General features: G+C 53.2%; 10 protein-coding genes. 1 reads left to right on the top strand and 9 read right to left on the bottom strand.

The window, feature by feature from the left end; all coding sequences use genetic code 11:
* The coding region (locus J2Z70_RS31470; RefSeq protein ID WP_209879469.1) for a hypothetical protein at nt 1-180 on the top strand (180 nt) is incomplete at its 5' end.
* 31 nt (nt 181-211) lie between these two features.
* On the opposite strand, the gene modB is transcribed toward J2Z70_RS31470, so the two are convergent.
* The 9 genes from modB to J2Z70_RS31425 form a co-directional block, all read right to left on the bottom strand.
* Nucleotides 212-874: a molybdate ABC transporter permease subunit gene (modB, locus tag J2Z70_RS31465; protein WP_036723137.1), complete on the bottom strand. Its 663-nt coding sequence runs from the start codon at nt 872-874 to the stop codon at nt 212-214.
* Between the two features lie 29 nt (nt 875-903).
* Nucleotides 904-1,647 (bottom strand): molybdate ABC transporter substrate-binding protein, encoded by a 744-nt coding sequence (gene modA, locus J2Z70_RS31460; protein WP_245368677.1) that lies wholly within the window; start codon nt 1,645-1,647, stop codon nt 904-906.
* A gap of 550 nt (nt 1,648-2,197) precedes the next feature.
* Nucleotides 2,198-2,578, bottom strand: a complete 381-nt coding sequence (locus J2Z70_RS31455; protein ID WP_209879463.1) for a hypothetical protein — start codon at nt 2,576-2,578, stop codon at nt 2,198-2,200.
* 20 nt (nt 2,579-2,598) lie between these two features.
* The gene (locus tag J2Z70_RS31450; RefSeq protein ID WP_209879460.1) at nt 2,599-2,976 is read right to left on the bottom strand and encodes a PLDc N-terminal domain-containing protein; all 378 of its coding nucleotides are present in this window, start codon (nt 2,974-2,976) and stop codon (nt 2,599-2,601) included.
* A complete protein-coding gene (locus J2Z70_RS31445) occupies nt 2,954-3,274 on the bottom strand; it encodes a hypothetical protein (protein ID WP_209879457.1) in 321 nt (106 codons plus the stop codon). The genes J2Z70_RS31450 and J2Z70_RS31445 overlap by 23 nt, the downstream gene beginning before the upstream one ends.
* Nucleotides 3,275-3,829, bottom strand: coding sequence for an RNA polymerase sigma factor (locus J2Z70_RS31440; RefSeq protein WP_209879454.1), 555 nt, complete (start codon nt 3,827-3,829; stop codon nt 3,275-3,277).
* Between the two features lie 473 nt (nt 3,830-4,302).
* A complete protein-coding gene (gene nikC / locus J2Z70_RS31435) occupies nt 4,303-5,196 on the bottom strand; it encodes a nickel transporter permease (protein ID WP_036723130.1) in 894 nt (297 codons plus the stop codon).
* A 13-nt stretch (nt 5,197-5,209) separates the two neighbouring features.
* Nucleotides 5,210-6,214 (bottom strand): ABC transporter permease, encoded by a 1,005-nt coding sequence (locus tag J2Z70_RS31430; protein WP_209879451.1) that lies wholly within the window; start codon nt 6,212-6,214, stop codon nt 5,210-5,212.
* 25 nt (nt 6,215-6,239) lie between these two features.
* Nucleotides 6,240-7,907, bottom strand: coding sequence for an ABC transporter substrate-binding protein (locus J2Z70_RS31425; protein ID WP_209879448.1), 1,668 nt, complete (start codon nt 7,905-7,907; stop codon nt 6,240-6,242).
* Between the last annotated feature and the right edge of the window lie 46 nt (nt 7,908-7,953).

The following is a 7,953-nucleotide window of genomic DNA, read 5'->3' as shown; positions in this document are numbered from 1 at the left end:
CGTGCCTCCGCAACGCACATTATGGTCGGTTTTTCGATTACATTTGCTCCACGCGCCCGCGCAACGCCGAATGTGGTCGGTTTTTCGATTACATTCGGCCTGCTCACCACACACACCAGCCAATTGCTCTACAGCCGGTTTACCGCAAAAAGCCCCCGCCTTCACCGGAAATTCCGGTGAGGACGGGGGTTACCCTTGTTAAGCTAAGCCGTCAGGTACGGCGGTTCACGAACATCAGCATAAGTGCGGAGATGACAATGATCGAGCCGACCCACATCCAGGCCAGCGTCATATTGCCGCCATCCACCGCTACATAGATCGCGGTAGGCACGGTCTGGGTGCGTCCCGGAATATTGCCCGCCACCATAATCGTTGCCCCGAACTCGCCCAGCCCGCGGGCGAAGCCGAGGACATAACCGGCAGCCAGTGAACGCCCGGCCAGCGGCAGGGTCACATAGCGCAGCACCTGAAGCTCGCTGGCTCCCTGCGCCCTCGCTGCATCCTCAAGGTCCTTCTCTACCCCTTCGAAGCCTGCCTTGACCGTGCGGTATACCAGCGGAAAAGCAACCACAACAGCGGCAATGACTGCCGCCCCCCAGGTGAACAGAATCGTTTGCTCCGTGAACTGTTCATACAGCCTGCCGATCCAGCTCCGCCGTCCGAGGATCACCAGCAGGACGAAGCCGACCACGGTTGGCGGCAGCACCAGCGGCAGCAGCAGGACCGTTTCGACCAGACTGTGTCCGAAGAACCGGCGTCCCGCCATCTTCCGGGCAGCCAGTGTGGCCAGCAGGAACACGATCATACTGGTTAATACCGCAATCTTGATGGACAGCCAGACCGGGGCGAAAAAGTCGGTCCAATTGATCTCCATCTCTTTTCACCCTATCTAATAGAAGTTACTTATTTCGCCAATTGAAACCCGTAGCCAGTAAAGACCGAGCTTGCGGCAGCAGTCTGCACATAGCTGTAGAACGCTTTGGCCTCCGCCTGATGCTTCGAATCCTTAACAATGCCCACCGGATAGTTAATCGCCTTGTGTACATGGCCGCCCACCGTCAGGGCGATCTTCACCTTATTCGAGGTTAACGCGTCCGTCTTGTAGACGAACCCGGCATCTGCATTGCCTGTCTCCACATAAGACAGCACCTGACGGACATCCTTAGCGAAGACCAGCTTGCTTTGCAGCGTATCCCATACCTTCTTCGCGGTCAAGGACTGCTGAGCGTATTGTCCGGCTGGTACCGATTCCGGCTGGCCTACGGCTACCTTTTTGAAGGCTGGAGCGGTAAGGTCAGTAATGGTTGTAAGCTTCGTGTTCGAATCGGAAGGCACAACGGCGACCAATTGATTCTTCAGCAGCGCCTTGTGGTCTGCAATCAACCCTTTATCCACCAGCGCGTTCATCTGCTTATCGCCTGCCGAGAAGAACAAGTCGGCCGGTGCTCCCTGCTCAATCTGCTTCTGCAGCGTACCTGAGGCGCCATAATTGAACACCAGCTTAATCTCAGGATGCTGCTTCTCATACTGCACAGCAATCTTGTCCAGACTATCCTGCAGACTCGCTGCTGCGGAGACAATAATCTCCGTCTTCTTCACTGCCGCCTCAACATCTCCTGCTGAACCCGCCGACACGCCCGCCACCATAAGCAGCACCAACAATCCCGCTAACCACTTCTTCAGCACACTCCATACCTCCCAATCTCTATTCTTTATTTTGATCATATTCTAGCAAGTTAAATCGAATTATACAATGCATTTGATTATGTTTGTATATGTTTAGTTATAATTAGTATCAAAACACCCCCACAAAGTGCAGCTTTAGCTTCGATGATGACTCAGGTACTTTGCGGGGACCCCAAAACATATAAATCCTAACAAAATAGGGACTCCCCTAATCCATACAACAAAAAACCCCCGCCCTATGTATAGGGAAGAGGCCTGTTCTAAGGCTATCTGCAATAATCTTCTCGCTATATAAATTGAACTAATGTTTTTATGTTTTGGAATTAGCCGTGACTCCAGAGAAGTTTTGGACTTCCGGCCGCTGTTGTCTACAGATTTCATGATTTTATACCTTTTTTAACGGTTGAAATCCGTAGACAAAGGCGGTCGCTACCGCTCCTCCAGTTCCAAAATTCCCCTCCGCCACTTTTCCTTTAACTTAAATTTTTTAGTTCAATCTATATAGTTCCAGTTATTCGACCTTGAAAGCAACCTTGAAGCTTCCCTTGGCATCTTGCCCCTTGATTTCAATCCTGTATTTCCCGTCCTTCCCGGCTTCCACCTTCTCGGTACCTGATTCATTGGTTGCCAGTTCAGTAAGCACCTCATTATCCGGCCCGTATAACTTCATGGACAGCCGACCCTTTTCCACCTTGGATTTGTAATCGATGCTGATCGTTTCGCCGCTTTTCATGCTCAGCTTCTTCTCCTCTGTGCCCGTAAAAAGCTTGTAGGAGCCGCTTATTTTGCTCTTCGTACTGGACCCGACGTACATTATTTTCTTGTCACAGGAAGTCAGCAGCACCGACGCCATGATGATAAAAATACCCATTTTCATCCATTTATTCTTCATATCCCTAACACTCCCCCGGTTTAGATTAGATGGCCGCAGTGCGGACAACGGATACCCTCATTGCCTGCATTAGATGCTATGTGAATGTGATGCTGTTTCCTTGCCAGGAGATACAGGATCAGACCGATGAAATTAGGGATATAGATGACCGCAGTCACCCACAGCCAGGCATTCATCCGCCGCCGCGAGGCATCTTTATAAATGAATACCGCGATTAGCACATTCAGCCCCAGGAACAGCAGGGCCAACAGGCTTATCACGATGAGCCAGGTCAGATTCTCCTCCATAAACTCGCCCATATAGGGGCTTATAGCGTACCCCAGCACAATACAGCTTACCAGGATGGTTGCTGTAAGCGCCCAAAAAACAAATTTCTCAACGGTTAAGTGAGCTTTCATAAGACCCTCTCCCGCCTCCCATAGTACTGTACAACAGCAATGTTCCGGCGACCATTGGAGAAAGGATGAACAGCAGCCCCATGCTGATCTTCCATTGCATGGCAGCCGGACCGGCCAGGAAATACAATCCCAGCACCAGGAATACCAGCCATTGCAGGACCATTAACCCGGAAAGGATTACCATTCTTCTGCGCCCGTGAATCCGCCGAATCGTATTAGAGACAAGCTCTGGTGATGGCGTGAGCGGCAGATTGACATATTCCGTCAGCAGCCGGTCTTCGTCTCCGGACTCCTTCATTTAGTTCATCTCCTTCATTAGCTTGTGCAGCAGCTTCTTGCCATGATTCAATCGGGATTTGACAGTTCCGAGGGGAACTCCCAGCACCTCCGCTATGCCCTCATAGCTGAACTCCTCATAGTAATACAGTACGAGAGGGGCAAGGTAACGTTTGGGCAGACTCCGCAGGCATTCCTCCAGGAGCCGGTGCTCCTCATGCCGCAGCAGATCCTCTTCTGCCAGTGGAGCCGGGTCTCTAATATGTATAAGCTCCGCATCCGAGGACAACCAGGTCCAAAGGACATACACGCTTTTCCACTTCCGGTAGCGGTCACGGTACATGTTGAAGGCCACCTGGAACAGCCAAGGCTTAAAGGGACGCTCTGCATCATACTTCTCCAGCTTGCGGAGCACACGTACCCATACCTCCTGGAACAAATCCTCCGCATCCTGCCGGTTCAAGGTAAGATGGCGGCAGAACCGGTATAAATCATCCCTATACCTGACAATGAGAAACTCAAGATGCTCTTGTTGACCGGACTTGCATCCTTCAACGAGCTGTTTGTCGGTCATCATCTGTTCTCCGCCCACCCTTTCAACCTACATTACGAAGCGTTTCAGATATTGTTCGAAAATTCACAAAGTTATTTTTGGGAAAAGTAGGGCTTCGGTTCACAGAACGCTGAGAAACGAATCTCCCATTTGGGAACCACGTTGGGCTAATTCTGAACTAAGGTTTAGCCCTGACCCGAGGACAGGACGGGGTTGGCTTAATTGCAATTCGTACAACTAAAATGCCCGATTCCTAACCCTTCTCACGTTTAGTTGTATTTCGTACATTTAAAAGGCAGCCTTCTCCCGTTTATCAGCTAATTGGGCAGATTTAGTTGTACAGAATACAGTTAGAAGATGAAACTATGCCTTTTGGCTGCTTTTAAGTGTACATTCTGCAACTAACACAGGAAACCACCTTCCATCAAAACAAGAGCTGCCCCAAGCAGCCATTAATATGGCTTGGAACAGCCCTTGCTAATACCTTCTATTCAGATTTAATTCTTCATCCGCGGGTCCAGCACATCCCGCAGGCCGTCGCCCATCAGGTTGAAGCCGAGGACCGTCAGCATGATAGACAGGCCCGGGAACACCACGGTCCAGGGGGCCTTCTGGATAAACTGGCGGGAATCGGAGAGCATCTTGCCCCATTCCGGGTCCGGCGGCTGAGCGCCCAGTCCAAGGAAGCCCAGGGCAGCGGCTTCAATGATGGCTGTCGCGACGCCAAGAGTGCCTTGAACAATGATCGGCGTCAGGCTGTTCGGCAGGATGTGGCTGAACAGAATCCTCCCGTTCTTCATCCCGATGGCCCTGGCCGCCGTAATGTACTCCTCGGACTTCAGGCTCAGCACCTTGGCCCGGACCAGCCGGCCATAGGTCGGAATGTTGACGATGGCAATCGCGTAGAGCGCATTCTGCAAGGAAGGTCCCAGAATAGCTACAATAGCGATGGCCAGCAGAATACTCGGGAAAGCCAGCAAAATGTCAAACAGACGGGAGATGATCATATCCATCCATTTGCCGTAGTATCCGGCGAGGATGCCCAGCGCAGTGCCGACAATGATCGAGCCGATTACGGAAAAGAATCCCACCCAGAGTGAAATCCGCGCCCCATAGATTACCCGGGTGAACAGATCCCGCCCCAGATCATCCGTACCGAACCAATGCTCTGCCGACGGCGGCTTCAGGCGGTTCACCAGCTGCTGGGCCTTGAAATCATACGGGGCAATCCATGGCGCGAGCAGCGCAATCAGTACAAAGAACAGGATAATGCCAAGCCCGGCCATGGCCGTCTTGTTCTTGCGGAAGGCCTTCCATGCATCGCGCCAGGGGCCGGAGGCTTGATCCGCCGGAGCCTTAGGAGGTGGAGCCTGTAGTGCTGCCTGTCCCATTAGCTGCTCCCCCTCACTTGTAATTGATGCGCGGATCGATAGCGGCATACAGCAGATCCACCAGCAGATTGATGACCACAAAGATAAAGGCAATAATCAGAATCCCGGTCTGGATCACCGGATAATCCCGCGAGCTGATCGCTTCGAAGATATAACGCCCTACCCCGGGCCAGGCGAAAATCGTCTCGGTCAGCACCGCCCCTCCGAGCAGCGCCCCCGTCTGCAGACCGATTACTGTCAGCACCGGAATCAGTGCATTCTTCAGCGCATGCTTATAGACCACGAGGAACTGCGACATACCCTTGGCCTTGGCTGTACGGATATAATCGGAATTCATCACCTCCAGCATACTGGAGCGGGTCATCCGGGCAATGATCGCCATCGGAATCGTGCCAAGTGCAATACTCGGCAGAATGAGATGCTTAATGACCGTCCACAGCTGGTCCCACCGTCCGGCCAGAATCGTATCCAGCACGTACAGGTTGGTTATCGTCTCCACCGGATTGCGCTGGTCCATCCTGCCGATGGACGGCAGCCAGTGCAGCTTCAGCGCGAAGAGCAGCTGCTCCATCAGCCCCAGCCAGAAGATCGGCATCGATACCCCAATGAGCGCGATGATCATCGCCGTATAGTCAAACCAGGAGTTCTGTCTCCAGGCGCTGAGGATACCGGCGTTCACTCCGACGAAGGTTGCGAACAGCATGCTGGCAGCCGTCAGCTCCAGCGTAGCGGCCAGATACGGTACGATTTCTTTGGCAATCGGCGTTTTGGTGCGGATCGAAGTCCCGAGGTCCCCCCGGGCCAAATCACCCATGTAATTAAAATATTGCTGCAGCCAGGACTTGTCGAGGCCAAGCTGGTTACGCAGCGCCTGCTTGGATTGCTCGGTCGCCTTCTGGCCGAGAATCGTCTCGGCCGGATCACCCGGAATGGCATGGATAATGGAGAAGACGATCAGGGTCATGCCGATCAGCACGGGGAACAGCACCATCACACGTTTTATGAGGTAAGAGTTCAATTCCGTTCACCTTCCAAAGGTGTATTTATTCAAAATAAATCTCACTGTAATACTCTGTCCCTGTCGGTCCGGGAACGAAGCCCTTCAGATTGGCCTTGCCGGCCAGCAGCGGTGTGGTATGAACCAGCGGAATCCATGGCGCATCGGCTTTGATAATCTCCTGAGCCTGCTTGTACAGCTCGGTGCGTTTGCCCTGGTCTGTCTCCTTCTGGGCGCCGGTCAGAAGCGTATGCAATTCTTCGTTCACATAAAAGGCACGGTTATTGCCGGGAATAGCATCCTTGTCCAGCAGGGTGTACAGGAAGTTGTCCGGGTCGCCGTTGTCGCCGGTCCAGCCTAGCATGAAGATATCGTCCTTCTCCCCGGCCTTGGTGTCATCGAGATAAGTCGCCCATTCCGGGGACTCAATAACGGTCTTGACCCCGATCTTCTCCCATTCTGCTTGAATCGCTTCGGCTACCTTCTTGCCGTCAGGCATATAAGGACGGGATACAGGCATCGCGTACAGTGTCACCGGATCAGGCAGTCCGTCAGGATAACCCGCTTCGGCCAGCAACGCTTTGGCTTTGTCCAGATCATACTCATAATCCTTTACACTGTCGTTATAGCCCCACAGGGAAGGCGGCATAGGATTCACCGCAGCCTGGGCCTGGCCGGCGAAGAATGCATCGATAATCTCCTGCTTGTTGACTGCATGGCTGAGCGCCTGCCTTACCTTCACATTGTCGAACGGCTTCTTCTTGAAGTTGAAGCCGAGGTACGCCACATTGAACGGCGGACGCTCAATCTTGGTCAGAGCACTGTTGCTCTCCAGCGTGGACAAGTCATCCGGGCTGAGATCTTCCATCAGATCGATTTCCCCGTTTTGCAGCGCGGTGAAGCGGGCTGAGTTGTCCGGAATCGAGCGCACGATGACCTTGTTCAGCTTGGGAAGCCCTTCCTTCCAGTAGGCGGTATTCTTATCCAGTGTGATGGAATCATTGCGCTTCCACTCCTTGAACACGAACGGGCCTGTCCCTACCGGCTCATTCTTGAAATTCTCCTTTTTCTCCTTGACCGCAGCAGGACTGGCAATCCCGAAGGTGGTCATGGCGATATTCTGCAGGAACGGCGCCTGCGGCTGGTTTAGTACAAATTGAACCGTCGACTCATCCACCGCCTTCACTTCCTTGATCACCCGCGCCCCGTCCGGACCGAACATGGAGTCATAGTAATCGAAAGAATCACCTTCGAATTTGTATTCACTGGCCGGATCACTCCAGCGCTGGAAATTGAACACGACTGCCTCGGCGTTGAAATCGGTTCCGTCATGAAACTTCACGCCAGGATGCAGCTTGAAGGTGTAGCTCAGCCCGTCCGGCGTTACTTCCCAGCTGTCGGCAAGTGAGGCCTGGACTTCAGAGGTACCCGGCTTATACTCGAGCAGCGAATCGAAGACCTGATGCGCAATCTTCAGCGACTCCCCGTCCGTCACAATCGCCGGGTCCAGGGAAGCCGAGTCACCCCCGCGCCCCAGGATCAGGGTATCCTGCGCTGTCCCGGAGGTCTCAGGTGAGCTTGCCGGAGCGTTCGTCGCCGCCGTATTCCCTCCGGTATTTCCCATGTTGCCTGTGTTGTTCCCTCCGCCGCAGCCGCTGAGCGCGAGCCCCGCGCCAAGCATCAGTACCAATGCGAGATTACCCCATTTGTTCATCTCCAGAAAGCTCCCTTCTTTCATTGAAATATCAAAGTGTTTATAT

Source organism: Paenibacillus silagei (assembly GCF_017874735.1).
GTDB classification, from domain to species: domain Bacteria; phylum Bacillota; class Bacilli; order Paenibacillales; family Paenibacillaceae; genus Paenibacillus_AQ; species Paenibacillus_AQ silagei.
The sequence above is the reverse complement of the archived record's forward strand: the minus strand, read 5'-3'. Positions and strand labels throughout refer to the sequence as shown.

Excerpts from the sequence above, each read along its gene's own strand:
- J2Z70_RS31450 (WP_209879460.1), bottom strand. The coding sequence starts at position 2,976 with ATGAAAGCTCACTTAACCGTTGAGAAATTTGTTTTTTGGGCGCTTACA.
- modB (WP_036723137.1), bottom strand. The coding sequence starts at position 874 with ATGGAGATCAATTGGACCGACTTTTTCGCCCCGGTCTGGCTGTCCATC.
- J2Z70_RS31445 (WP_209879457.1), bottom strand. The coding sequence starts at position 3,274 with ATGAAGGAGTCCGGAGACGAAGACCGGCTGCTGACGGAATATGTCAAT.
- J2Z70_RS31455 (WP_209879463.1), bottom strand. The coding sequence starts at position 2,578 with ATGAAGAATAAATGGATGAAAATGGGTATTTTTATCATCATGGCGTCG.
- J2Z70_RS31440 (WP_209879454.1), bottom strand. The coding sequence starts at position 3,829 with ATGATGACCGACAAACAGCTCGTTGAAGGATGCAAGTCCGGTCAACAA.
- J2Z70_RS31425 (WP_209879448.1), bottom strand. The coding sequence starts at position 7,907 with ATGAACAAATGGGGTAATCTCGCATTGGTACTGATGCTTGGCGCGGGG.
- nikC (WP_036723130.1), bottom strand. The coding sequence starts at position 5,196 with ATGGGACAGGCAGCACTACAGGCTCCACCTCCTAAGGCTCCGGCGGAT.
- modA (WP_245368677.1), bottom strand. The coding sequence starts at position 1,647 with ATGGTGGCGGGCGTGTCGGCGGGTTCAGCAGGAGATGTTGAGGCGGCA.